Annotated in this window: 18 protein-coding genes and 4 tRNA genes; 4 read left to right on the forward strand and 18 right to left on the reverse strand. The window is 59.8% G+C overall.

What is annotated here, in order from left to right; translation table 11 throughout:
* Window positions 1–56: 56 nt before the first annotated feature.
* The 5 genes from asd to leuC form a co-directional block, all read right to left on the reverse strand.
* Window positions 57–1,169, reverse strand: a complete 1,113-nt coding sequence (gene asd, locus HX823_RS22180; RefSeq protein ID WP_016976627.1) for an aspartate-semialdehyde dehydrogenase — start codon at window positions 1,167–1,169, stop codon at window positions 57–59.
* 64 nt (window positions 1,170–1,233) lie between these two features.
* Complete coding sequence (gene leuB, locus HX823_RS22185) at window positions 1,234–2,316, reverse strand: 3-isopropylmalate dehydrogenase (RefSeq protein ID WP_033901802.1); 1,083 nt, start codon at window positions 2,314–2,316, stop codon at window positions 1,234–1,236.
* A gap of 53 nt (window positions 2,317–2,369) precedes the next feature.
* Window positions 2,370–3,134 (reverse strand): class I SAM-dependent methyltransferase, encoded by a 765-nt coding sequence (locus HX823_RS22190; protein ID WP_177076707.1) that lies wholly within the window; start codon window positions 3,132–3,134, stop codon window positions 2,370–2,372.
* 68 nt (window positions 3,135–3,202) lie between these two features.
* On the reverse strand, window positions 3,203–3,847 hold the full coding sequence (gene leuD, locus HX823_RS22195; RefSeq protein WP_033901804.1) for a 3-isopropylmalate dehydratase small subunit: 645 nt from the start codon (window positions 3,845–3,847) through the stop codon (window positions 3,203–3,205).
* A gap of 10 nt (window positions 3,848–3,857) precedes the next feature.
* Window positions 3,858–5,276: a 3-isopropylmalate dehydratase large subunit gene (gene leuC / locus HX823_RS22200; RefSeq protein ID WP_061449071.1), complete on the reverse strand. Its 1,419-nt coding sequence runs from the start codon at window positions 5,274–5,276 to the stop codon at window positions 3,858–3,860.
* Window positions 5,277–5,416: 140 nt separating this feature from the next.
* Between leuC and HX823_RS22205 the strand changes: the two genes are divergently transcribed.
* Window positions 5,417–6,307: a LysR family transcriptional regulator gene (locus tag HX823_RS22205; protein WP_038845586.1), complete on the forward strand. Its 891-nt coding sequence runs from the start codon at window positions 5,417–5,419 to the stop codon at window positions 6,305–6,307.
* A 66-nt stretch (window positions 6,308–6,373) separates the two neighbouring features.
* A complete protein-coding gene (locus HX823_RS22210; RefSeq protein WP_177076709.1) occupies window positions 6,374–9,670 on the forward strand; it encodes an EAL domain-containing protein in 3,297 nt (1,098 codons plus the stop codon).
* Here HX823_RS22210 and HX823_RS22215 read toward each other — a convergent pair.
* The 12 genes from HX823_RS22215 to gltX form a co-directional block, all read right to left on the reverse strand.
* Window positions 9,667–11,592, reverse strand: a complete 1,926-nt coding sequence (locus HX823_RS22215) for a hypothetical protein (RefSeq protein ID WP_177076711.1) — start codon at window positions 11,590–11,592, stop codon at window positions 9,667–9,669. The genes HX823_RS22210 and HX823_RS22215 overlap by 4 nt on opposite strands.
* A 65-nt stretch (window positions 11,593–11,657) precedes the next feature.
* Window positions 11,658–12,407 carry a hypothetical protein gene (locus HX823_RS22220; protein WP_371317975.1) on the reverse strand — a complete coding sequence of 250 codons (750 nt, stop codon included), beginning with the start codon at window positions 12,405–12,407 and terminating at the stop codon, window positions 11,658–11,660.
* A 295-nt stretch (window positions 12,408–12,702) separates the two neighbouring features.
* Window positions 12,703–13,896: a hypothetical protein gene (locus HX823_RS22225; protein WP_177076712.1), complete on the reverse strand. Its 1,194-nt coding sequence runs from the start codon at window positions 13,894–13,896 to the stop codon at window positions 12,703–12,705.
* A 564-nt stretch (window positions 13,897–14,460) separates the two neighbouring features.
* Window positions 14,461–15,438, reverse strand: coding sequence for a tRNA-dihydrouridine synthase (locus tag HX823_RS22230; protein ID WP_038845577.1), 978 nt, complete (start codon window positions 15,436–15,438; stop codon window positions 14,461–14,463).
* A gap of 55 nt (window positions 15,439–15,493) precedes the next feature.
* Window positions 15,494–15,928, reverse strand: a complete 435-nt coding sequence (locus HX823_RS22235; protein WP_033901813.1) for a thioesterase family protein — start codon at window positions 15,926–15,928, stop codon at window positions 15,494–15,496.
* 39 nt (window positions 15,929–15,967) lie between these two features.
* On the reverse strand, window positions 15,968–16,801 hold the full coding sequence (locus tag HX823_RS22240) for an alpha/beta hydrolase (RefSeq protein ID WP_038845711.1): 834 nt from the start codon (window positions 16,799–16,801) through the stop codon (window positions 15,968–15,970).
* Between the two features lie 15 nt (window positions 16,802–16,816).
* A complete protein-coding gene (locus HX823_RS22245; protein WP_010209050.1) occupies window positions 16,817–17,356 on the reverse strand; it encodes a TetR/AcrR family transcriptional regulator in 540 nt (179 codons plus the stop codon).
* Window positions 17,357–17,538: 182 nt separating this feature from the next.
* Window positions 17,539–17,614: transfer RNA gene (locus HX823_RS22250), tRNA-Glu, on the reverse strand.
* 77 nt (window positions 17,615–17,691) lie between these two features.
* A tRNA-Ala gene (locus HX823_RS22255) sits at window positions 17,692–17,767 on the reverse strand.
* Between the two features lie 50 nt (window positions 17,768–17,817).
* A tRNA-Glu gene (locus HX823_RS22260) sits at window positions 17,818–17,893 on the reverse strand.
* A 78-nt stretch (window positions 17,894–17,971) separates the two neighbouring features.
* Window positions 17,972–18,047, reverse strand: a tRNA-Ala gene (locus HX823_RS22265).
* 147 nt (window positions 18,048–18,194) lie between these two features.
* Entirely contained in the window at window positions 18,195–19,676 is a 1,482-nt protein-coding gene (gene gltX, locus HX823_RS22270) for a glutamate--tRNA ligase (RefSeq protein WP_015884987.1), read from the reverse strand.
* 193 nt (window positions 19,677–19,869) lie between these two features.
* On the opposite strand from gltX, the gene HX823_RS22275 reads away from it, so the two are divergent.
* Window positions 19,870–20,814: a sel1 repeat family protein gene (locus HX823_RS22275; RefSeq protein ID WP_177076714.1), complete on the forward strand. Its 945-nt coding sequence runs from the start codon at window positions 19,870–19,872 to the stop codon at window positions 20,812–20,814.
* Between the two features lies 1 nt (window position 20,815).
* On the opposite strand, the gene uvrB is transcribed toward HX823_RS22275, so the two are convergent.
* Window positions 20,816–22,831, reverse strand: coding sequence for an excinuclease ABC subunit UvrB (gene uvrB, locus HX823_RS22280; RefSeq protein WP_010209048.1), 2,016 nt, complete (start codon window positions 22,829–22,831; stop codon window positions 20,816–20,818).
* Window positions 22,832–23,174: 343 nt separating this feature from the next.
* Here uvrB and HX823_RS22285 point away from each other — a divergent pair, with 343 nt between their 5' ends.
* Window positions 23,175–24,371 carry an amino acid aminotransferase gene (locus HX823_RS22285; RefSeq protein WP_016979489.1) on the forward strand — a complete coding sequence of 399 codons (1,197 nt, stop codon included), beginning with the start codon at window positions 23,175–23,177 and terminating at the stop codon, window positions 24,369–24,371.
* Window positions 24,372–24,458 lie beyond the last annotated feature (87 nt).

A 24,458-nucleotide genomic window follows, 5' to 3' on the forward strand; every position in this document is an offset into this window, starting at 1 on the left:
CAATAAAAAACCCGCACCTGTCACCAGAGCGCGGGTTTCTTCATTGCTTCAAGCGATCAACGCTCCAGCAAGATCCGCAGCATGCGGCGCAGCGGTTCGGCCGCGCCCCACAGCAGTTGGTCGCCCACGGTGAACGCGCCCAGGAACTGGCTGCCCATGTTCAGCTTGCGCAGGCGGCCCACCGGGACATTCAGGGTGCCGGTGACCTTGGTCGGGCTCAGTTCCTGCATGCTGATGTCGCGGTTGTTCGGCACCAGCTTGACCCACGGGTTGTGCTGGCTGATCAAGGCTTCGATATCGCTGATCGGCACGTCTTTGTTCAGCTTGATGGTCAGCGCCTGGCTGTGGCAGCGCATCGCGCCAATACGCACGCAGATGCCGTCCACCGGGATCGGGCTCTTGAAGCGGCCGAGGATCTTGTTGGTCTCGGCCTGGGCCTTCCACTCTTCACGGCTCTGGCCGTTCGGCAGCTCTTTGTCGATCCACGGGATCAGGCTGCCGGCCAATGGCACGCCGAAGTTCTCGGTCGGGTAGGCATCGCTGCGCATGGCTTCGGCCACACGGCGGTCGATGTCGAGGATCGCACTGGCCGGGTCGGCCAGTTGATCGGCAACGGCGGCGTGGGTCGCGCCCATCTGCTTGATCAGCTCACGCATGTTCTGCGCGCCGGCACCGGAAGCAGCCTGATAGGTCATGGCGCTCATCCACTCGACCAGGCCAGCTTCGAACAGGCCGCCCAGGCCCATCAGCATCAGGCTGACGGTGCAGTTGCCGCCGACATAGTTCTTGGTGCCCGCGTCCAGCTGCTGGTCGATGACCTTGCGGTTCACCGGGTCGAGGATGATCACGGCATCGTCCTGCATGCGCAGGCTTGACGCGGCGTCGATCCAGTAACCCTGCCAGCCGGCTTCACGCAGCTTGGGGAAGACTTCGCTGGTGTAGTCGCCGCCCTGACAGGTCAGAATCACGTCGAGGGTTTTCAGCTCTTCAATGTTGTAGGCGTCCTTGAGCGGGGCAATATCCTTACCCACAGACGGCCCTTGGCCACCCACATTCGAAGTGGTGAAAAACACCGGCTCAATAAGATCGAAATCCTGCTCTTCCAGCATCCGCTGCATGAGCACGGAACCGACCATACCGCGCCAACCGATCAGACCTACACGTTTCATCGCAACTACACCTTGTTAAAAAGTGGGCCGCCTTGCAGCAACAACTGCAAGCGGGCCCGAGAGATTACAGATTCCGCAGCGCGGCGACTACTGCGTCGCCCATTTCTTGCGTACCGACCTTGGTGCAACCCTGCGACCAGATGTCGCCAGTGCGCAAGCCCTGGTCCAGCACCAGGCTCACGGCCTTCTCTATCGCGTCCGCCGCATCCGCCAGGTTGAAGCTGTAACGCAGCATCATCGAGACCGACAAAATCGTCGCCAACGGGTTGGCAATGCCCTGGCCCGCGATGTCCGGCGCCGAACCGTGGCACGGCTCGTACATGCCCTTGTTGTTGGTGTCCAGGGATGCCGACGGCAGCATGCCGATGGAACCGGTGAGCATCGACGCCTGGTCAGACAGGATGTCGCCGAACAGGTTGTCGGTGACGATCACGTCGAACTGCTTGGGTGCACGCACCAACTGCATGGCGGCGTTATCGACGTACATGTGGCTCAGCTCAACGTCCGGGTAGTCCTTGGCCACTTCTTCGACGATTTCGCGCCAGAGCTGGCTGGAGGCCAGGACGTTGGCCTTGTCCACCGAGCAGACCTTCTTGCCACGCACGCGGGCCATGTCGAAGCCGACACGGGCGATACGGCGGATTTCGCTCTCGCTGTACGGCAGGGTGTCGTAGGCCTGGCGCTCGCCATTTTCCAGTTCGCGCACGCCACGTGGCGAGCCGAAGTAAATACCGCCGGTCAGCTCGCGCACGATGAGGATATCCAGGCCCGCGACCACTTCCGGCTTGAGGCTCGACGCGTCAGCCAGTTGCGGGTAGAGGATCGCCGGGCGCAGGTTGCCGAACAGGCCCAGTTGCGCACGGATCTTCAGCAGGCCGCGCTCAGGGCGGATGTCACGTTCGATCTTGTCCCATTTCGGGCCGCCCACCGCGCCGAGCAATACGGCGTCGGCCGCGCGGGCGCGGTCCAGGGTTTCATCGGCCAGGGGCACGCCGTGCTTGTCGATGGCGGCGCCGCCGATCACGTCGTGGCTCAGCTCGAAGCCCAGGCTGTACTTGCTGTTGGCGAGTTCCAGCACCTTGACCGCTTCGGCCATGATTTCCGGACCAATACCGTCGCCAGGGAGAATCAGAATCTGCTTGCTCATGCGTTCCTCATTTCATCAAGCGACCCGCCCGTGGGCAGGTCGGGAAAAATCAATCAGCGTTCGGCGAAAACCACCAGCACGTCGGTGCTGAAGGTGCCGTCGGCCTGAATTTCGTAATAATCGCGCACTTCCTGGCCCATCGCTTTCTGCAACTCAAGGATGGCAGCGCGCAGTACTTCTGGCGTGCGCATGCGCTCGACCCACGAGGTGTATTCCAGGCGCAGACGCTGGCGACTGCTGGTGCGCACATGCAAGCCGGACTCGCTGAGCTGCTGCATCCATTCGGCGGCGGAGTAGTCGCGCACGTGGCTGGTGTCGCGCAGCACTTCGACGGTTTGCAGGTAAGTGTCCAACAGCGGGCTGCCCGGTGACAAGACGTCGACGAACGCCGCCACACCGCCCGGTTTGAGTACGCGGCGCACTTCGCGCAGGGCCTGGCCGAGGTCGCTCCAGTGGTGGGCCGAATAACGGCTGAACACGAAGTTGAACTCGCCATCAGCGAACGGCAGGCGTTCGGCGGCGCCTTGGACGGTGCGGATGTTGTCCAAACCGCGATCTGTCGCCGCAGCGGCAACCACGTCGAGCATCTGCTGGGACAAGTCGTAGGCGACCACTTCTTTAACCAGCGGGGCTACGTGAAAGCTGACATGACCGGCACCGCAGCCCAAATCCAGCAGTCGCGCACTGCCCTGCCCGGCCAGTTCGGCCTGCAGCAGCGCGAATTCGGTGCCTTGGGCGTGCACGGCACTGCTCAGGTAGGCCGAGGCTTGCTCGCCGAATTGTTTTTGCACAACTTGGGTGTGGGCAGTGCTGGTCATGGTGCTTTTCCTTGGGACTTGTGTTGTTTGTGCTGCCGCCTTCGCGAGCCAGTCCTGCTTACATCAAATCAGGCATCGCGAAACAACCAAGGCTGGCTCGCCCGGTGCTTGGCCTCAAACGCCGCAATCGCATCGCCGTCCTGCAAGGTCAGGCCGATGTCGTCCAGGCCGTTGATCAGGCAGTGCTTACGGAACGCATCCACTTCAAAGTGATACACCTTGCCGTCCGGACGGGTCACCGTTTGCGCGGCCAGGTCGACGGTCAGTTGGTAGCCCTCTTCGGCTTCCACCTGCTTGAACAACTCGTCGACTTCTGCGTCGGTCAAGATGATCGGCAACAGGCCGTTCTTGAAGCTGTTGTTGAAGAAGATGTCGGCATAGCTCGGCGCGATGATGCTGCGAAAGCCATATTCTTCCAGGGCCCACGGCGCGTGTTCACGGCTGGAGCCGCAACCGAAGTTCTCGCGGGCCAGCAGCACGCTGGCGCCTTGGTAACGTTCGGCGTTGAGCACGAAGTCCTTGTTCAGCGGGCGCTTGGAGTTGTCCTGGTAGGCGTAGCCCACGTCCAGGTAGCGCCACTCGTCGAACAGGTTCGGGCCGAAACCGGTGCGTTTGATCGACTTCAAGAACTGCTTGGGGATGATCTGGTCGGTGTCGACGTTGGCGCGATCCAAAGGGGCGACAAGGCCGGTGTGTTGAGTAAAAGCACGCATCGGGTATTCCTCAGATCAATTCGCGAACGTCGATGAAACGACCGTTGACGGCCGCCGCAGCGGCCATGGCCGGGCTGACCAGGTGGGTACGCCCACCGGCGCCCTGACGCCCTTCGAAGTTACGGTTGGACGTAGACGCGCAATGCTCGCCCGATTCCAAACGGTCCGGGTTCATCGCCAGGCACATCGAGCAGCCCGGCTCACGCCATTCAAAACCGGCTTCGAGGAAGATCTTGTCGAGGCCTTCGGCTTCTGCCTGGGCTTTAACCAGACCGGAGCCTGGCACCACGATGGCTTGCTTGATGGTCGACGCCACTTTGCGGCCCTTGGCGATCACCGCCGCGGCGCGCAGGTCTTCGATCCGCGAGTTGGTGCAGGAGCCGATGAACACGCGGTCCAACTGAATATCGGTGATCGCCTGGTTGGCCTGCAAACCCATGTACTTCAAGGCGCGCTCGATGGAACCACGCTTGACCAGATCGGCCTCTTTGGCCGGGTCCGGCACATTCTGGTCAACGGCCAAGACCATTTCCGGCGAAGTGCCCCAGCTGACTTGTGGCTTGATCTGGGCAGCATCGAGTTCAACCACGGTGTCGAACACCGCATCGGCATCGGAAACCAGGTCTTTCCAGGCTTCTACCGCCGCATCCCAATCCGCGCCTGCCGGAGCGAAAGGACGACCCTTGACGTATTCAACGGTCTTTTCGTCCGCCGCCACCATGCCCACACGGGCACCGGCTTCGATGGACATGTTGCAGATGGTCATGCGGCCTTCGATGGACAGGTCACGGATGGCGCTGCCGGCGAACTCGATGGCATGGCCGTTACCGCCGGCGGTGCCGATCTTGCCGATCACGGCGAGGACGATGTCTTTAGCGGTCACGCCGAACGGCAATTTGCCCTCAACGCGAACCAACATATTCTTCATCTTCTTGGCGACCAGGCACTGGGTGGCGAACACATGCTCCACCTCGGACGTGCCGATGCCGTGGGCCAAAGCGCCAAAGGCACCGTGGGTGGAGGTATGGGAGTCACCGCAGACCACGGTCATGCCCGGCAAGGTCGCGCCCTGCTCCGGGCCGATCACGTGCACGATGCCTTGACGTACGTCATTCATCTTGAATTCGGTAATGCCATATTCGTCGCAGTAGTCGTCGAGGGTCTGTACCTGCAAACGCGAGACAGTGTCGACGATTGCGTCGATGCCGCCCTTGCGCTCTGGGGTGGTCGGCACGTTGTGGTCGGGTGTGGCGATGATGGAGTCGACGCGCCAAGGCTTGCGCCCGGCCAGTCGCAGGCCTTCGAACGCTTGGGGCGAGGTCACTTCATGGATGATGTGACGGTCGATATAGATCAGCGACGAGCCATCGTCGCGCCGTTTCACTTCATGGGAATCCCAAAGCTTGTCGTAAAGCGTTTTGCCGGCCATCAGTCGGTCCTCATCAGCGGTGTTTCTCTATGCCGGGCTTTTCAATAACCCTTTGGCTTGTGAGGCTGATGGTATGGCGCTACATTAAATAACTCAAATTCATATTTTTTATGCTTTGGATTACCAACTGGAATACCACAATGGACCTGGCCAACCTCAACGCCTTTATTGCCATCGCCGAGACCGGCAGCTTCTCCGGCGCCGGTGAACGGCTGCACCTGACCCAACCGGCCATCAGCAAGCGCATTGCCGGCCTGGAACAACAATTGAAGGTGCGCCTGTTCGATCGCCTGGGTCGCGAAGTCGGTTTGACTGAGGCCGGACGGGCCTTGCTGCCGCGCGCTTATCAGATCCTCAATGTGCTGGACGACACCCGCCGCGCCCTGACCAACCTCACCGGCGAAGTCAGCGGCCGCCTGACCCTGGCCACCAGTCACCACATCGGCCTGCATCGCTTGCCGCCGGTGCTGCGCACCTTTACCCGGGAATACCCGAATGTGGCGCTGGATATTCAGTTTCTCGATTCGGAAGTGGCCTACGAAGAAATCCTCCATGGCCGTGCCGAAGTGGCGGTGATCACCCTCGCGCCCGATCCTCACAACCTGGTGCGGGCCACCCCGGTGTGGGATGACCCGCTGGATTTCGTGGTCGCGCCGGAGCACAGCCTGATCAGCAACGGCAGCATCAGCCTGGCCGATATTGCCGGCCATCCCGCCGTTTTCCCCGGCGGCAACACCTTTACCCACCATATTGTCAGCCGATTGTTCGAGGCCCAGGGCCTCACGCCGAACATCGCGATGAGCACTAACTACCTGGAAACTATCAAGATGATGGTGTCGATCGGCCTGGCCTGGAGCGTATTGCCGCGCACGATGCTGGATGATCAGGTGGCAAGTATCGCTTTGCCGGGCATACAGCTCAGTCGCCAGCTAGGCTATATCGTGCACACCGAAAGGACGCTGTCGAACGCTGCGCGGGCTTTCATGAGCCTATTGGATGCACAGGTCGATCTGCCAGGGATACCGGCATGAAGCTGTGCGGCCTCAAGGCCTGAATAAAGCCGCGCCGAACGCCCATTGAGCCAAGGCCCTTTGATAATGCGCAACCCCGTCGATTCCGTGCCACCCCTGCCCCGCATCTACGCCCTTGACCCTCAAGCGGCGGAACAAAGCTGGGACAGCGCCCCGCAATTGCTGGCAGCGCTCAATGCTGCCCGGCTGGGGGCATGGTGCTGGGAAATCGACACCGGCCGCATCAGCTGGTCACGGGGCACCCAGGCGTTGTTTGGCTTTGACCCGCGCCAACCGCTGCCCAAAGACCTGGACTACCTCGACCTGCTGGCCCCCGAAGACAGCGCCCGCGTGGTGCGGGCGTTCCATGCGGTGCTGGCGGGCGAGCCGTTCGAGCAGGCCATGCATCACCGTATCCAATGGCCGGATGGCAGCCTTCATTGGCTGGAAATCAACGGCAGCCTGGCGCCGGACAAGGCCGGACGGCGCCGTATGATCGGAGTGATCCGCGAGATCACCCACCAACGCGACCGCGAAGCCGCCCTCAGCCACTCCGAAAAACGCTTCGCCACGCTGTTCCACCTGTGCCCGAACATGGTCCTGCTGACCCGCCAGGCCGACGGCCTGATCAGCGAAGCCAACCAGTATTTCGAAATGCTGTTCGGCTGGCCGGTGGCCGACGCCATCGGCCGCACCACCCTGGACCTCGGTCTGTGGCGTCACCCGGAGCAACGCGCGCAGTTGGTCAAAGCCACCCAGCGCAAGGGCGAGCCGATCACCATGGAAGTCCAGTTTTGCGCGAGCAATGGCCAGATCCACGATGGCACCCTCAGTGCGCAGAAGGTCGAACTGGAAGGCGAGGCCTACCTGATCAGTACCTTTCTCGACACCACCGAGCGCAAAAACGCCGAACAAGCCCTCAAGGACAGCCAGGAACGCCTCGACCTGGCCCTGGACTCGGCGCAACTGGGCACCTGGGACTGGCACATCCCGACCGGCATGCTTTATGGCTCGGCCCGCGCTGCCCAATTGCACGGCCTGCCGCCGGAACCCTTCCATGAATCCTTCGACGCTTTCTTCGAAGGCATGCCCGATGACGAGCGCGAGAGCATGCGCAACGCCTACCGCACTCTGCGCGAAGGCCCGGCGGGCAACTATCAACTGACGTATCGCGTGCCCATGGAAGACGGCAGCTCACGCTACCTCGAAAGCCGCGCGCGCCTGTACCGCGATGAACACGGCGCACCGCTGCGCATGGCCGGCACCTTGCTCGACATCACCGACCAGGTCGAACGTGAACAACGCCTGACCGCCTCTGAAGAAAAATTCGCCAGCCTGTTCCAGGCCAGCCCCGACCCAATCTGCGTCACCGGCCTGGACAGCGGCGCGTTTATCGAGATCAACCCCGCGTTTACCCAGACCTTTGGCTGGACGGCCGCCGAGGTGATCGACAAGAGCGCCGAGCAGATTGGCCTGTGGGACGAATCCAGCAAGCGCCTGCAACGGATCGAACGGGTGATCCGCGAGCAGGCTCTGAGCAATGTGGCGATCGTGGTGCATCACAAGAATGGCCAGGCGCTGACCTGCGTGATTTCCAGCCGGCTGATCAAGGTGGGCGACCAGCCGTGTATCGTCACCACCTTGCGCGACATCACTCAACAACAGCGCTCGGAAGCCGCGCTCAAGGCCAGCGAAGAGAAATTCGCCAAGGCCTTCCATTCCAGCCCTGATGCGATTTCCATCACCGAGCGCGACACCGGCCGTTATGTGGAGGTCAACGACGGTTTCTGCCGGTTGACCGGTTATCGCGCCGAGGAAGCCATTGGCCTGACCCTCTACCAGATCGGCATCTGGGCCGACGAGAACCAGCGTGCCGCGCTGCTGGCCGAATTGCAGATCAAGGGTCGTATCCATCACCTGGAAATGCTCTGGCACAACAAACGCGGCGAGTTACTGGCGGTAGAAGTCTCGGTTGAACCCATCACCCTCAACGAAACCCCGTGCCTGCTGCTGACCGCACGGGACGTGAGCCTGCTGAAAAACGCCCAGGCGCAGATCCGTCACCTGGCCTATCACGACCCGCTGACCAACCTGCCCAACCGCGCCCTGTTGATGGACCGCCTGAGCCAGCAGATCGCCCTGCTCAAGCGCCACAACCTGCGCGGCGCACTGCTGTTCCTCGACCTCGACCACTTCAAGCACATCAACGATTCCCTCGGCCACCCGGTGGGCGACACAGTGCTGAAGATCGTCACCGCCCGCCTGGAAGCCAGCGTGCGCATGGAGGACACCGTGGCGCGCCTGGGTGGCGATGAGTTTGTAGTGCTGCTCAGCGGCCTGGATGGCACGCGCACGGAAGTCAGCCGCCAGGTCCAGGAACTGGCCGACACCTTGCGCGAGCTGCTTTCGGAGCCGATGTTCCTGGATGGCCATCGCTTGCAGGTCACGCCGAGCATTGGCGTGGCGTTGATTCCCGATCACGGTTCCACGCCTGCGGACTTGCTCAAGCGTGCCGATATCGCCCTGTATCGCGCCAAAGACTCAGGACGCAACACCACGCAGATGTTCCACAACAGCATGCAAAAAACCGCCAGCGAACGCCTGCGCATGGAGACCGACCTGCGCCTGGCCCTGTCGCGCGGCGAGTTCAGCGTGCATTACCAACCGCAGGTGGATGCGCGGGGCAACCGCATCGTCGGCGCCGAGGCCTTGGTGCGCTGGCAGCACCCACAACTGGGTGCGCAGTCGCCCGCGGAGTTTATCAAGGTGCTGGAGGACAGCGGCCTGATCCTTGAAGTCGGTACCTGGATCCTCGATGAAGCCTGCGCCGCCTTCCAACAGTTGATCGCCGAAGGCCTGGTCGACCCGCTGAATTTCAGCCTGTGCGTGAACATCAGTCCTCGGCAGTTTCGCCAGAACGACTTCGTGGAGCGGGTGGAGCGCAGCCTCAAGCAGCACGAGCTGCCATTCAGCCTGTTGAAACTGGAAATCACCGAAGGCATCGTGATCCAGAATCTGGACGACACCATCAGTAAAATGCGCCGCCTGAAAAAACTCGGCGTGAGCTTTGCGATGGATGACTTCGGTACCGGCTATTCATCACTGACCTACCTCAAGCGCCTGCCGGTGGACGCGCTGAAGATTGACCAATCCTTTGTGCGTGACGCCACCCATGACCCCAACGACGCCGAGATCATCCGCGCCATTGTCGCCATGGCCCGCAGCCTGAACCTGGAGGTGATTGCCGAAGGCGTGGAAACCCAGGACCAACTCGCGTTCCTGCAGGGCCTGGGTTGCCATTTGTACCAAGGGTATTTGCACAGCCGGCCACTGCCTATGATCGGATTCAGGGAACGCTTGCTCGCGGGAGATGGGCGGGGTTAAACCAGCTTCAAGGCGTGACCGCCCTGTTGCATCCAGTGCGAACTGTTCAAGTCACGCTTGTCCCCATAATCATCAAGTGCACCGTTTACCACGACTACGGAATGCCCGAAGTTCGCTAGGGTGCCTGGCACGCCTGACGCCAGTTCCTCCACGCTGCTTGCGCGAGTGAATGCATACAAGCCAAGGCGTCGTAACGCATCGCCCGGGACTTCCCCGTTATTCAACGTTTTGAGGGCGGCATTGAAGCCAGCGCCGGCGCGAAACTCATGGTTCTCCAGTTGGGCACGCTTGGCACTCGCGGCATACAGGAACACCGCATCCTCAATCAGGCCTTTATCCATTCCATGGAAGTTGGCAGCCTCTCGTGCCTGGCTCAGCTCGGCATGGGTGAGGCGCACCGTGCAACCATCCCGCATGGCGATGCTGAAACCTGCTGGCGTTTCAGTGACACGCTTGAAGATCCCCAGAGGGTTTTGTCCATATTTCATCATCGCTGCCTTGATGGCCGACACCGTGACACAGTTACCCTCAACACCTTGATAAAAACCGCTCCAGATATCGTCAGGTTTGACCCCCACGGGTACCGCCGAGAACTGCGCAGGCTTGCCGTTGGGGTCGACGGGGACGTCTGCGGCAAGCTGGTAACCATAGTCCTTGGTGACTGACGCTTGTTCACCGTTGCTATGCTTGATGCCATTCACGACGAGCGCGCCTGAATAGTTGAAGGTATGGGTGACGCCGACGCTGTGGGGTTCTCGTAGTTTGTCCGGCGGCACAACCTGCAAAAAGCCGGTCAGCCCCATGCCCTTCAAGACGTTGTAAATGTGCTCTCCGCACAATGTGCTCGATAGCACGGCATCAAACCCAGCATTGCCTTCAACCTGTTTGCGCTTGGCAAAGGCCGCCAGCATGAAATTGGCATCAGCGACCTTTTGCGCATCAGGCCCGGAAAACCTTGACGCTGCGCCAGTGCGCTGCAACTCCTGCTTTGACAGCGTCACTTCAAACCCGTCTTTCATCGTGATGCTGTACCCCGTAGCGGTCGCCTCGACACGCTCAAACATATCGGAGGGCGACGGGCCAAACCTGAGCATCATCAGCTTGATGACCGCGGCGTGGCTGCTCAGGTCAAAGACTTCGCCAAAATTTCGCGAGCCCTCACTGAAGCCCTGCATCACCCCTGCGGCCTCGGGTCGGACCTTCGAGGTGGCCGGGTCAACCTTGGGTACGACGATAGGCGCAACGGGAGCCGGGACCACGGGAGGCTTTGGTGCGTTATCGCTCATCAACGTATACAGGTAGGCTCGGTCCGGTGAGCGCTCCCTGCCAAATTGATGCGCCTTGCCTGCATAAATCAGGGAAGAACCTGCGTCATAGCTGTCTGCTACGCCTGCTCCGCCCGCAGCCACAACCGTTGCGGTGGCTACATGCTGAAGATGACGGGATAACCCCATACCTTTGAGCATGTTAAAGGTCGTTTCACCTTGCAGAGACTCCGTCAGCATCGACTGAAAATCGGGGAGATCCGGCGAACTGCCGCGCTCGAGTTGTTTACGCTTGATGAACACTGCCAGCGCAAAATGGGCACTGCCCAACACATCGCCATCACTGCCGGTAAAACGCGATGCAGACGCTGCCTGTTGCAGTTCCTGTTTGGATAGATGCAGCCGGTAACCATCTTTCATGGTCACGTCGTAAGCCTCACCGTTGTTCCTTACATCGCTGAACATATCGCCAGGGCGTGGGCCGAACTTGAGCATCATCAACTTGATGACCGCGCTGTGTGAACTCGCGTTGAAATGCTCGCCAAAGCCCCTCTCCGGCACATCAAAAGCTGGGATGCGAGACGCTTCAGGGTGGTTTGATAATTGCGGCGCAAGGGGATTTAAGCGCGCGAAAGATCCAATCGCAAACGTACTCATATCGTTCACTCTTTGCTGAAACAGTGGAAGAGTTCGAGTCCGGAAACTCGGATCAGGCGAGGTGATCAGATCAACGCAACGGCCTGTCCATCCCTGGGTCGATTGCCTTTGCGCCCGTATAACTCCTCGCAACCCTCCACGACGGCAACCGAATGTCCGCGCCTATTGACCATACCGATCAAAGACGGGTCAGCGAATTCACTCACCTTGACCCTCTTCATGTGGTCCTTCAACCCCAGCCGCAGGAAGCCTTCGCCAGGCTTGTTCCTGTCTTCGTCTTCACCATTATTGAGCGTCGTGATCGCCGCATTGAAACTTCTGCTCGCCCATCCGTCGTTGTTCTCCATTTGCGCACGCTTGGCGGAACAGGCAAACAGGAAGTGGGCATCCTTGAGCATTTCTGGATCACTCATGCCGACAAAGTTGGAACCGCGAATAGCCGCCTGCAACTCGGCCTTGCTCAGCGTCAATTCAAACCCGTCACGCATAACAACTTTATAACCCTGCTCACTGGCCTCCACAGACTTATAAATATCCTTTGGGCTTTGACCAAACTTCGCCATCGCCGCCTTGATGGCGGAAATCGTTACGCAATTACCATTACTTCCCTGGCGAAAACCAGTCCAGATGTTGTTGGGTTTTTCACCCTTGCGCTTGTTGGAGAGCCCGGGAATGTATTCGTTTCGCTTGTCTGTCAGTGTCGCGTCGTCAGCGGGTTTCACGTGGGGTTGCGGAATGGGTACGTCGTTGTTCTTCGGCACCGGCGGGCGTACGCCTTTATCCAAGATGGCCTGCAACTGGTTGAAGAACTGCATGAACAAGTCCTTAAGCATACCCAACACGGCCTCGGGGTCTGCAGTATTCCCGATATTCCTAGGCTGCGACGCTGTGGGTGAGGCCTGTGTCGGAGTGCGCAAACTGTTTCGGCTGGCAGAATCGAGGGAAGCGCTACCTGAAAAACCTGACGCGCCATAAGGATCAATAGTGGGTCGTGTAACAGGAAGATGGTTAATCGACAACATGACTTCATACCTCATTGAGGAGGCTCCCTGACCGCATCGGCCAGGGAACGATCATTACGTTGGTGTTTAACGCTTCAAGGCAGCAGGCTCAGAAGCGAGAGCGGAGGCTGGACCTGGAGAACCGGCTATGGGAGTGCCTGGCGAAGTCGTCCGCCAAGTTATCGGGTGCGGGGGATGTAATCTCCGGCGTGGGTTTTGTGTCGATGTTGGGCGTTACCACCGGCGGCGGCGTGGGTTGTGCGTCGACCTTCGGGGTTACCACCGACGGCGGTGTGGGTTTGGTTTCAACCTTTGGCATCACCACCAGTGGCGGCGTGGGTTCTGCATCGACCTTCGGGGTTACCGCCGGCTGCGGCGCGGGTTTTGTTTCAACCTTTGGCGTCACCACGGGCGGCGGCGTGGGTTGTGCATCGATCTTCGGAGTTACCGCCGGCTGCGGCGCGGGTTTTGTTTCAACCGTTGGCGTCACCACCAACGGCGGCGTGGGTTGTACGTCGACCTTTGGCGCTATCACCGGTTGTGCGTGCCGGGGTTGTGGCGGGGTTTTTTCGTCCGTATGCGGGCAATGGCAGTTCTGCACCTGCACAATCACATTGATATCAGACGACAGCTTATTCTGCTGTGCAACGTCGGTGAGGGTAGTCGTTACCTGCTTGGCATTGGGTTTACCGTCCGGCGTGATAGTCACTTGCGCAGGCCTATCTGGCGTGACGTGTGTATCTAGCTTGGGCTCCACCTTTGCCCTGGCGTCTGCTTGCGGCGTGACCTTGGGTTGCACTCCCGTATCCATGGCAACCTTGGTATCGGCACCGGGCATCACTTTTGGCTTGGTATCCGCTTCGGCTGTGACCTTGGGTTGGACACCGGTATCCGTGGCAACCTTATTATCAGCTGCTGGCATCACTTTTGGCTTGGTATCCGCTGCAGGTGCTACCTTGCTCTGGGCCGCCGTATCCGCAACGACCTTGGCGTCCGGGCCAGGCTTCACCTGGGGCTGAGCATCCGCCTCACCGGGCAACTTGGGCAGCACCCCCATACCGGCGAGCATGCTGCGCATCGCCTTGACCGCGAACTCAAACATGGCAAACAACTTTTCCAGCGACTCCTTATTCATCGGCACATGAGTATCTTTAGAGGCGGGATTAGTGTCCTTCAGAAACTTACTAACACTGTCCATCGAAGGCGATAACCCAGGTGCTTTATCCATTTGCACAGAAGGCTGATTAAGTTGAGTGTAACCTGTATTCATCGGCACAAATTTTTGGGTCGAGACATTAGACATTTTCTTATTCCTATGACCTTGCCCAACTCCTGCAATGGCAGGAGAGAGACAGTTATTGACAGGGAGCGTTAAACAACGGCGAGTTCAGCAAACTCGTAAGATTCGTGGGGCGTAGCGACAATGAGTTCCGAAAAAGCGCGGCTTATATAAGGAAACCAATTGACCGCCAGGGGTGTTTGCCTATGGACAAACCGAGAAAAACCCAGGCTGTGTACGCCTAAGGCGCTTCCTGGAGTGGAAACTTAAGGCAACACCCTCTGAACAAAGTAACTTAAAGAAAACAACACGATCGCCTTACAAGCGAAACCTATGTTAATTGACGCGCACACAAGTACTTTACCGCACACTAAAAAACACATAAATTCAAAACTTAGTTGCAGTCAAACTCAAACACTCATAGACACTTGCATATATCTCGAAATAACACTTCGCCCGCTTTAGCAATACAGCGACTGAAACCTACTCCAGACGGCAGACAATGACGCCAAACGTACTTTTCAGACAAAAAAAAGGCACCTTTCGGTGCCCTCTATCGCAATGGTTGAAACACTTATATATGTAAACCTAATCTTGCAGCGTAACCGACTGTTCCCGCTGACTGGGCATCCCCAGCAATCGCCCGACCTGCTCCAGGTCGGTTTCCCTACGCATCAGCGTAAACAACTCCACCGCCTCAGGGTAATTGCGAGTGAGCATCGCCAGCCATTGCTTCAAACGCCCCGGTGCCTGACGCTCGGTCAGTTGCGCCACCGATTGGGTCCAGAAGTCCTGGAGCATCGGCTGCATTTCGGCCCAGGTCATCTCGATCACTTCCTCGCCTGCCCGCGCCGCAGCAATCTGCCGCGCCAGGTCCGGACGCGCGACCAGGCCACGGCCCAGCATGATGTCTTCGGCGCCACTGACTTCGCGGCAGCGCTTCCAGTCTTCAACGCTCCAGATATCACCATTGGCGAATACCGGCACCTTGACCACGTCTTGTACGCGCGGGATCCATTCCCAATGAGCGGGCGGTTTGTAGCCGTCAGTCTTGGTCCGCGCATGCACCACGATATGTGCCGCGCCGCCTTCGGCCAGGGCCGTGGCACAGACCAGCGCGCCGTCCGGGCTGTCGAACCCCAGGCGCATCTTGGCGGTGACTGGAATGTGCGCCGGTACAGCGCGGCGCACGTGTTCGACGATCTGGTTGAGCAGCTCCGGCTCCTTGAGCAGCACTGCCCCGCCACGGGACTTGTTGACGGTCTTGGCCGGGCAGCCGAAATTCAGGTCGATGACCTGCGAGCCCAGCTCACACGCCAAGGCGGCGTTTTCCGCCAGGCACACCGGGTCGGAGCCGAGCAATTGCACACGCAGCGGCACACCGGCAGCGGTGTGGGCGCCGTGTAGCAGTTCCGGGGCGAGTTTATGGAAATACGCGGGGGTGAGCAGGCGGTCGTTGACGCGGATGAACTCGGTCACGCACCAGTCAATACCGCCGACACGGGTGAGCACGTCCCGCAGGATGTTGTCGACCAACCCCTCCATGGGCGCCAAAGCAATTTGCATGGAAAACACTCAACAAAAATCGTGGCGCAGTTTACTGGGTTTCCCACAGCAACCGTTAACCCCCTGTCAGGGCGGGGCCATAACCGTCGAGAAATTCTGCGGGCATGCGCTTGGGCTTGCCGGTGGAGAGTTCGATGCAGACAAAGGTGGTTTGCGCACGCAGCAGGGTCGCGCCGTCACGCGGGCGAACCAGCTGGAAACGCCGGGTCATCTTCAGGCGCTGGTCCCAGTCGACGATCCAGGTGGCCAGTTGCAGCTCGTCGCCTTCGTAGCCGGCGGCCAGGTAGTCGATCTCATGGCGCACCACTGCCATGGCGCGGTCCAGGCGGCGGTATTCGGTCAGGTCCAGGCCCAAACGCTGGGAATGACGCCAGGCACAGCGCTCCAGCCAGGACACATACACCGCGTTGTTGGCGTGCCCCAGGCCGTCGATGTCTTCAGGGGCCACCTGCAGATCGATGATAAACGGCGTTGCCAAATCCCAGCCCATGCCTTGCTCCCGGTCGATTAACGTATCCGGGGCAGTGTATCAGGCCGTTTGCCGCGCCTGTAGACGACGGCCGGCCAGCAGCGCCAGCACAGCGTCGATCACACGCGGATCGGCCAGCACTTTCTGGTGACCGCCCTGCTCCAGGCGCAGCAGGCGGCTGTCGAACCAGGCTTCGTGAATAGCGTGAGAGGCTTTGACCGGGACGAACGTATCGTCTTCGGCGTGCACAATCAGGCCAGGGATATTCATCTGGTAATGGGCCACATCCAGATGCTTGAGCGGCATGCCAAAGGTTTGCTCAACCTCTTGGATGAACGCCGAACGCGCCCGCGCCGGCAAACCGACCATCTGGGTGAAGCCCCGCAGCACATCCAGAAAGCGAGACGGTGCGGCGATGCTCACCAACGCCTCAGTGCGCAAGCCCAACTGCACCGCCAGCATCGCACTGGCGCCGCCCATGGAATGACCGATCACCGCATGCAGCGGCGGCAACTCGGCAGCGGCTTCGAGCATGGCGCGGGCGAACAGCAGCACATGGGCTTCACGCCCTGGCGAACGGCCATGGGCGGGACCGTCGAGAGCAATCACGGAGTAACCGTTGTCGACCAATGCCGTGATCAGGCTGGCGAATTGAGTGGGCCGCCCTTCCCAACCGTGCATCAACAACACCGCAGGCCCCTGGCCCCAGCGCAAGGCGGACAGACCGAAGCGCAAGGTGATGCGCTCCGATTGCGCCAACAGCGGCAGCTCCCAGTCACGCGGCGGCAGGTCGCGGGGGGTCATGAAGGCCCGGCGCATCTTGTTGGCCACCGTTTGCGGCGCCAGGTGCCCCAGGGTGCCGTTGAAGCGACGAATCCAGGTTAACGTGCCCATCATGACAGCCCTCTTCTAGCGCACGGCCGACTTGGCGGCGCGCAGCACACGGTCAGACAACTCGCCCGGCCCCAAGGCGCGGGCCAAGGCCAGGCCACCGATCATCAGCGCCATGTCCGCCAGGGCTTTGTCGGTGTCTTCAGGGCTGGCGGCGAGTTGCGCAGCCATCAGCTCGCAGTGCTCGTTCAGCGCCTGGCGGAATTCATCCGGCAGACGACTCATCTCACCGACGGTCGCCGGGATCGGGCAGGCCTGGGCGGTAGAGTCACGGTGCTTGCGCGACAGATAGAACGCCGCCACCAGGCTTCTGCGCTCCTCCCCGGTCAACTGGGCGTCCATGTCATCAATCGACGCACGACGCTTGGCCAGCAACTGAGTGAAGGCCTCCAGCATCAGTGCGTCCTTGCTTTCGAAGTGCGCGTAGAAACCACCGACGGTCAGCCCCGCCGCGCCCATGACTTCACCCACACTCGGTTCGGCCGGGCCGCGCTGGATCAACGCGGCGCTGGCGGCCTGCAGAATGCGTTCGCGGGTTTGCGCTTTTTTATCGCTCATCATTGCCTCCGATGTTCATGGGTTGAATATTATTACCATAATAATATTTGGCAAGCCACAGGCGTGACCGCTGGTCAGAAGAGAAGAAGGGCATGGAGGAAAGATTTGGCCAAACGCCAGACAAACAAAAGGGCCATTCAATAATTGAATGACCCTTAAAAATCCCGCAAAGCGGGTAATCGTGGCGTCCCCTAGGGGACTCGAACCCCTGTTACCGCCGTGAAAGGGCGGTGTCCTAGGCCACTAGACGAAGGGGACACAAACCTTCTGTACACTGATCAGGCTGAGACTGATCGATCCAAGGACGGTGTGGCCGGAACCTTGGAACTGTAAATTGGTGGAGCTAAACGGGATCGAACCGTTGACCTCTTGCATGCCATGCAAGCGCTCTCCCAGCTGAGCTATAGCCCCGGATTTTTCGTCTCGCGACGCAGCAGGCCTTGCGAACTGCTTGTTGAAACTGGCGTCCCCTAGGGGACTCGAACCCCTGTTACCGCCGTGAAAGGGCGGTGTCCTAGGCCACTAGACGAAGGGGACAAAACCTTCTGTACAACTGATCAGCGCTGAGAACTGATCGATTCAAGGACGGTGTGGCCAGACCTTGAACCTGTAAATTGGTGGAGCTAAACGGGATCGAACCGTTGACCTCTTGCATGCCATGCAAGCGCTCTCCCAGCTGAGCTATAGCCCCTCATCGGTGAGGACGGGGCGAATCTTAATGGCGCTTTGGAAGTGTGTCAAATTTATTTTCAACATTTTCCAAAATTTTTTGCCGGGATAACAATCACTTACCGTCGAAACCCCGGAAAACCGGGGTTTCGCCGTTTCAACCGCGTGCTTAAGCGATAGCGCCCAGCAGCTTTTCCCACTCTTTGTTTTCTTTCTTCGACACACCACCAAGCAAATCAAGGGCTTGGCGCAGGCGGAAACGGGTCAGGTCCGGGCCGAGGATTTCCATCGCATCCAGCACCGACACCGAACTGGCCTGCCCGGTGATCGCGGCAAACATCAACGGCATGGCATCGCGCAATTTCAGTTCCAGGGATTCCACCACCGCCTGGATCGTCGCGGTGATCGCATCTTTCTCCCACTGGCGCAGGCTTTCCAGCTTCCACAGGATCAACTGCATCAATTGGCGAACCTGATCGCCGGAGAGTTTCTTCGACTCGAACAGCTTGGGATCCGGATTCACGCCCCCGGCAAAGAAGAAACTGGCCAACGGTGCGACCTGGCTGAAGGTCTCCACCCTGCCCTGCACCAGCGGCGCGATCTTCATCATGTATTCGGGGTTCAACGCCCACTGCTGCACACGGCTGGCGAATTCTTCTACCGGCAGGTCACGCAGCCACTGGCCATTGAGCCACGACAGTTTCTCGATATCGAAGATCGGCCCGCCCAGGGACACGCGGGACAGATCGAAGTTGTCGACCATTTCCTGCAACGAGAACTTCTCGCGCTCGTCCGGCATCGACCAGCCCATGCGGCCCAGATAGTTGAGCATCGCTTCCGGCATAAAGCCCATGCGCTCGTAGAAGGTCACCGAGGTCGGGTTCTTGCGCTTGGACAGCTTGCTCTTGTCCGGGTTACGCAGCAGCGGCATGTAGCACAGCTGCGGCTGTTCCCAGCCAAAGTACTCGTAGAGCAGGATCAGTTTCGGCGCCGATGGCAACCACTCTTCGCCGCGCAGCACGTGGGTGATGCCCATCAGGTGGTCGTCGACCACGTTGGCCAGGAAGTACGTCGGCAGGCCGTCGGTCTTCATCAGCACCTGCATGTCCATGCGGTCCCACGGGATCTCGACGTCACCGCGCAGCATGTCCGGCACCACGCACACGCCTTCGCTCGGTACTTTCATGCGGATCACGTGGGGCTCACCGGCCGCCAGGCGCTGGGCCACTTCTTCTTTCGACAGCAGCAGCGCGCGGCCATCGTAGCGTGGAGTTTCGCCACGGGCCTGTTGCTCGGCACGCATCTGGTCCAATTCTTCTGCGGTGCAGAAGCACGGGAACGCATGGCCCATGTCGACCAGTTGCTGGGTGTACTGCTTGTAGATGTCGCTGCGCTCGCTCTGGCGATACGGGCCGTGCGGGCCGCCAACATCCGGGCCTTCCGCCCAGGTAATGCCCAACCAGCGCAGGGCATCGAAAATCTGCTGCTCCGACTCGCGGGTGGAACGCAGTTGATCGGTGTCTTCGATCCGCAGGATGAATTCACCGCCGTGCTGCTTGGCAAAGCAGTAGTTGAACAAGGCGATGTAAGCAGTACCGACGTGGGGATCCCCAGTGGGCGATGGCGCGATGCGCGTGCGGACGGTGGTCATGGCAGGTCTCGAATGGGCGATAAAACTGAAATTGAAACAAGGGGCGAATGGTAACAGCCCAGCCCCCCTCGGCTCCAGTGCGGTACAGCCGGCTGAGGACAACCACCTTCTAAACATATACAGCTTGTACCGGTCACTGCGCCCATAACCTGAAATGGCAACGTTCTTTCTCAAAAAACGCAGGTAATTGATCATGCATCACCAAGACATACTCACTGCAGCACACCATTTGATTACGTCATTCACGCATCTGCTGTCACCTTTGACCGACGAGCAGTTGGCTGCAAGAAACAAAGGCCTGGAACGCTACAACCTGGGGGAATTCCTGGACGCTGAAAGCGATCTGACTATCGCCGCCATGGCGGGCGATAGTGATGCGCAATATGCCCTGGGTGAGGTCACTCAACGCAGTGCTGGCACTATCAATGACGCTGCTAAAGCTTGGTATCGCCTAGCCGGCGAGCAAAGCCATGTCTACGCATTGATGCGCCTGGGCGATGTCAACTCTCTGGCAAAAGCCAGAAAGCTGGCGCAAAACCTCGTTGATGTGGACGATGCCGATGCCATGCTGCAAATGTACGAACTGACGAAGGACACCTACTGGCTGTCACGCGCCGGAGCCGCTGGCAATGGCGAAGCCCTTTACCTACAGGCAATCCTCAGCGAAAGAACCCCAGAATTGCGCAACAGCCCTAACGGGAACACCAAGCTCGACACACTGTTAATAAGGTCCGCCAACCTTGGTTTTCCACCCGCGATGCAATGGCTGGAGCGACGTCCGTATTTCGCCCTCAATGCAGGTTTTCAGACAGCAATGCTGAGCAAGCGCCTGGAAAAAAACCAACTGAGCGCCGTCATGGCATATGCCTATGCGCTACTGCAGGTGTTTGTCGATAAATCAGACAAAAATCGCTACAACGTTCGCCGTGACAAGATCAAGGGGTACGGACTGCTATGGCTAGTGGTCAATAGTACCCGGCAGTACATCAGGCACAGTGAGGCGGCGCAAACGCTGGAGACAATCACCGCCACGCTAAATGCCGAGCAGATAGAAGCCGGCAAAAAATTCGCCAACGACTGGAAAAAACAACATCCACCGCTGTCCGCCTACAACCTCACTTATAGCGAGCTTAAATAAATCACACAGCCAACAACCGCTCCCGCAACTTGCCAATCTCGTCCCGCGTCTGCGCCGCCGCCTCGAACTCCAGGTCCCGCGCCAACTGGTACATCTTCTCTTCCAACTGGCGGATGCGCTTGGTGATCTCACTCGGCGAGCGCAATTCGTTCTCGTACTTGGCGCTTTCCTCAGCGGCCTTGGCCATGCCTTTGCGCTTCTTGCTGCGCGAGCCCGGCACGGTGGCGCCTTCCATGATGTCGGCAACGTCCTTGAACACGCCCTTGGGCGTGATGCCGTTTTCCAGGTTGAAGGCGATCTGCTTGTCGCGGCGGCGCTGCGTCTCACCAATCGCCCGCTCCATGGAACCGGTAATGCGGTCCGCGTAGAGAATCGCCCGGCCATTGAGGTTCCGTGCCGCACGCCCGATGGTCTGGATCAACGAGCGTTCAGAGCGCAAAAAGCCCTCTTTGTCCGCATCGAGGATCGCCACCAGCGACACTTCCGGCATGTCCAGGCCTTCACGCAGCAGGTTGATGCCCACCAGCACATCAAAGGTGCCCAGGCGCAGGTCGCGGATGATCTCCACGCGTTCCACGGTGTCGATGTCCGAGTGCAGATAGCGCACGCGCACGCCGTGGTCGGCCAGGTAGTCGGTCAAGTCTTCGGACATGCGCTTGGTCAGCGTGGTGACCAGCACCCGCTCTTCCAGGGCCACGCGCTTGGTGATTTCCGAGAGCAGGTCGTCGACTTGGGTCAGCGCCGGGCGGATCTCGATTTCCGGGTCGACCAAACCAGTCGGCCGCACCAGTTGCTCGATCACGCGGCCGGCATGCTCGGCCTCATAGTTGCCCGGCGTGGCGGACACAAAGATAGTCTGCGGGCTGATGGCCTCCCACTCATCAAAGCGCATCGGCCGGTTATCCAGCGCCGACGGCAGGCGGAAACCGTACTCCACCAGGGTTTCTTTACGCGAACGGTCGCCCTTATACATCGCGCCCACTTGCGGCACGCTGACGTGGGACTCGTCGATCACCAGCAGCGCGTCAGGCGGCAGGTAATCGTAAAGCGTCGGCGGCGGCGCGCCGGATTCACGGCCCGACAGGTAGCGCGAGTAGTTTTCGATGCCGTTGCAGTAGCCCAGCTCCAGGATCATCTCCAGGTCGAAGCGGGTGCGCTGCTCCAGGCGCTGGGCTTCCACCAGCTTGTTATTGGAACGCAGGTACTCCAGGCGCTCGGCCAACTCGACTTTGATGCCCTCAATGGCGCCCATCAGGGTTTCACGCGGGGTCACGTAGTGGCTTTTCGGATAGAAGGTGAAGCGCGGTAGCTTGCGGATCACCTCGCCGGTCAACGGGTCGAAGGCCGACAGGCTCTCGACTTCATCGTCGAACAGCTCGATGCGGATCGCTTCCAAGTCGGATTCCGCCGGGTAGATGTCGATCACATCGCCGCGCACGCGGAAGGTGGCGCGGGCAAAATCCATGTCATTGCGGGTGTATTGCAGGCTGGTCAGGCGGCGCAACAGCTCGCGTTGATCGAGCTTGTCGCCGCGATCGACGTGCAGCACCATCTTCAGATAGGTTTCCGGGCTGCCCAGGCCGTAGATGCACGACACGGTGGTGACGATGATCGCGTCCTTGCGCTCCAGCAAGGCCTTGGTCGCCGACAGCCGCATCTGCTCGATGTGGTCGTTGATCGACGCATCCTTCTCGATAAAGGTATCGGAGGACGGCACGTAGGCTTCGGGCTGGTAGTAGTCGTAGTAGGAAACGAAGTACTCCACCGCGTTGTTCGGGAAGAACGCCTTGAACTCGCCGTAGAGCTGCGCCGCCAGGGTCTTGTTCGGCGCCAGCACCAGGGTGGGCCGGTTGATCTGCGCAATGACGTTGGCGATGCTGAAGGTCTTGCCCGACCCGGTCACCCCGAGCAGGGTCTGATGCGCCAGCCCGGCTTCGATGCCTTCGACCATCTGGCGAATGGCTTCCGGTTGATCGCCGGCGGGTTCAAAGCGGGTGACGAGCTGGAAATCCGACATAACGTACCTCGTGAAGTCACCCCAGACTCAAAACCGCCAGGGACGAAATAGCTCAGCAACCCGCGAATAATCATCGCAGGTTGCAGGAAAAAACCATGATAGCTGTAGAAGTGGTGGCGAATGTGACGGGTTTCAAGGCAATCGTCCTACACGCCTTTACCGATCAATGTTGCAATAAGACTAACGGTCAGCAAATAAACCGAAAAACTTGGCCGAAAAGCCGTTTCGGCTGTCGCCTCAGGCGGTGATGGTCTCTATACTAACTCCCCGTTTGTGCACCGCTCTAGTGCATTCGGCTGGAGCGCGACACGTCCCTCCTACCCCCCATAGAGCTGCCGCAAAAATGAGCCTGTTCTCCGCTGTCGAAATGGCACCACGCGATCCAATCCTGGGCCTCAACGAAGCATTCAACGCCGATACACGAACCACCAAGGTCAACCTTGGCGTGGGCGTTTACTGCAACGAGGAGGGGAAGATTCCACTCTTGCGTGCCGTTGCCGAAGCGGAAGCCATTCGCGTGGCGCAACACGCCGCCCGTGGCTACTTGCCAATCGACGGCATCGCGGCCTACGACAAGGCCGTGCAAACCCTGCTGTTCGGCGCTGAGTCGCCACTGCTGAACGCTGGCCGCGTCACCACCGTGCAAGCGGTAGGCGGCACTGGCGCGCTGAAACTGGGTGCTGACTTCCTCAAGCAGCTGCTGCCAAACGCCGTCGTCGCCATCAGCGACCCGAGCTGGGAAAACCACCGCGCCCTGTTCGAAACCGCCGGTTTTCCGGTGCAGAACTACCGTTACTACGACGCCGCCACCCACGACGTAAACCGTGCCGGCCTGCTCGAAGACCTCAACGCCCTGCCGCCGCAGTCCATCGTGGTGCTGCACGCGTGCTGCCACAACCCGACCGGCGTCGACCTGAGCCCGGCCGACTGGCAGAACGTGCTGGACGTGATCAAGGCCAAGAACCTGGTGCCGTTCCTCGACATGGCCTACCAGGGCTTTGGCGACGGCATCCACGAAGACGCCGCCGCCGTGCGCCTGTTCGCTGAATCGGGCCTGACCTTCTTTGTGTCCAGCTCGTTCTCCAAGTCGTTCTCCCTGTACGGCGAACGTGTGGGCGCACTGTCCATCGTCGGCGACTCCAAGGAAGAAAGCGCGCGCATCCTGTCCCAGGTCAAACGCGTGATCCGCACCAACTACTCCAACCCGCCGACCCACGGCGCGGCGATCGTTGCAGCGGTACTGAACAACCCTGAGCTGCGCGCCCAGTGGGAAGCCGAACTGGCCGAAATGCGCCTGCGCATCCGTGGCATGCGCGAGCAGATGGTGGCCGAACTGGCCAAGGCTGCTCCGGGCCACGACTTCAGCTTCGTCGGCCGCCAGCGTGGAATGTTCTCCTACTCCGGCCTGACCGTTGAGCAAGTCACCCGTCTGCGCAGCGAGTTCGGCATCTACGCCCTCGACACTGGCCGTATCTGTGTAGCGGCGTTGAACCAGTCGAACATTGATGCAGTCACAAAGGCAATCGTTCAGGTGCTGTAAACCTGCAGCTGTTGCACCAGAAGGGGAAGCCGATGGCTTCCCCTTTTTCGTCTCCAGCCCCTAGACTGAACCTTGACCGCCCCTTTG

This window comes from Pseudomonas sp. P7759 (genome assembly GCF_013386445.1).
In the GTDB taxonomy this organism is placed as follows: domain Bacteria; phylum Pseudomonadota; class Gammaproteobacteria; order Pseudomonadales; family Pseudomonadaceae; genus Aquipseudomonas; species Aquipseudomonas azotoformans_A.

Excerpts from the sequence above, each read along its gene's own strand:
- gltX (WP_015884987.1), bottom strand. The coding sequence starts at position 19,676 with ATGACCACCGTCCGCACGCGCATCGCGCCATCGCCCACTGGGGATCCC.
- HX823_RS22275 (WP_177076714.1), top strand. The coding sequence starts at position 19,870 with ATGCATCACCAAGACATACTCACTGCAGCACACCATTTGATTACGTCA.
- leuB (WP_033901802.1), bottom strand. The coding sequence starts at position 2,316 with ATGAGCAAGCAGATTCTGATTCTCCCTGGCGACGGTATTGGTCCGGAA.
- HX823_RS22285 (WP_016979489.1), top strand. The coding sequence starts at position 23,175 with ATGAGCCTGTTCTCCGCTGTCGAAATGGCACCACGCGATCCAATCCTG.
- HX823_RS22245 (WP_010209050.1), bottom strand. The coding sequence starts at position 17,356 with ATGAGCGATAAAAAAGCGCAAACCCGCGAACGCATTCTGCAGGCCGCC.
- HX823_RS22220 (WP_371317975.1), bottom strand. The coding sequence starts at position 12,407 with ATGCAGTTCTTCAACCAGTTGCAGGCCATCTTGGATAAAGGCGTACGC.
- HX823_RS22240 (WP_038845711.1), bottom strand. The coding sequence starts at position 16,801 with ATGGGCACGTTAACCTGGATTCGTCGCTTCAACGGCACCCTGGGGCAC.
- asd (WP_016976627.1), bottom strand. The coding sequence starts at position 1,169 with ATGAAACGTGTAGGTCTGATCGGTTGGCGCGGTATGGTCGGTTCCGTG.
- uvrB (WP_010209048.1), bottom strand. The coding sequence starts at position 22,831 with ATGTCGGATTTCCAGCTCGTCACCCGCTTTGAACCCGCCGGCGATCAA.
- HX823_RS22190 (WP_177076707.1), bottom strand. The coding sequence starts at position 3,134 with ATGACCAGCACTGCCCACACCCAAGTTGTGCAAAAACAATTCGGCGAG.
- leuD (WP_033901804.1), bottom strand. The coding sequence starts at position 3,847 with ATGCGTGCTTTTACTCAACACACCGGCCTTGTCGCCCCTTTGGATCGC.
- HX823_RS22230 (WP_038845577.1), bottom strand. The coding sequence starts at position 15,438 with ATGCAAATTGCTTTGGCGCCCATGGAGGGGTTGGTCGACAACATCCTG.
- leuC (WP_061449071.1), bottom strand. The coding sequence starts at position 5,276 with ATGGCCGGCAAAACGCTTTACGACAAGCTTTGGGATTCCCATGAAGTG.
- HX823_RS22225 (WP_177076712.1), bottom strand. The coding sequence starts at position 13,896 with ATGTCTAATGTCTCGACCCAAAAATTTGTGCCGATGAATACAGGTTAC.
- HX823_RS22205 (WP_038845586.1), top strand. The coding sequence starts at position 5,417 with ATGGACCTGGCCAACCTCAACGCCTTTATTGCCATCGCCGAGACCGGC.
- HX823_RS22235 (WP_033901813.1), bottom strand. The coding sequence starts at position 15,928 with ATGGGCTGGGATTTGGCAACGCCGTTTATCATCGATCTGCAGGTGGCC.
- HX823_RS22215 (WP_177076711.1), bottom strand. The coding sequence starts at position 11,592 with ATGAGTACGTTTGCGATTGGATCTTTCGCGCGCTTAAATCCCCTTGCG.
- HX823_RS22210 (WP_177076709.1), top strand. The coding sequence starts at position 6,374 with ATGCGCAACCCCGTCGATTCCGTGCCACCCCTGCCCCGCATCTACGCC.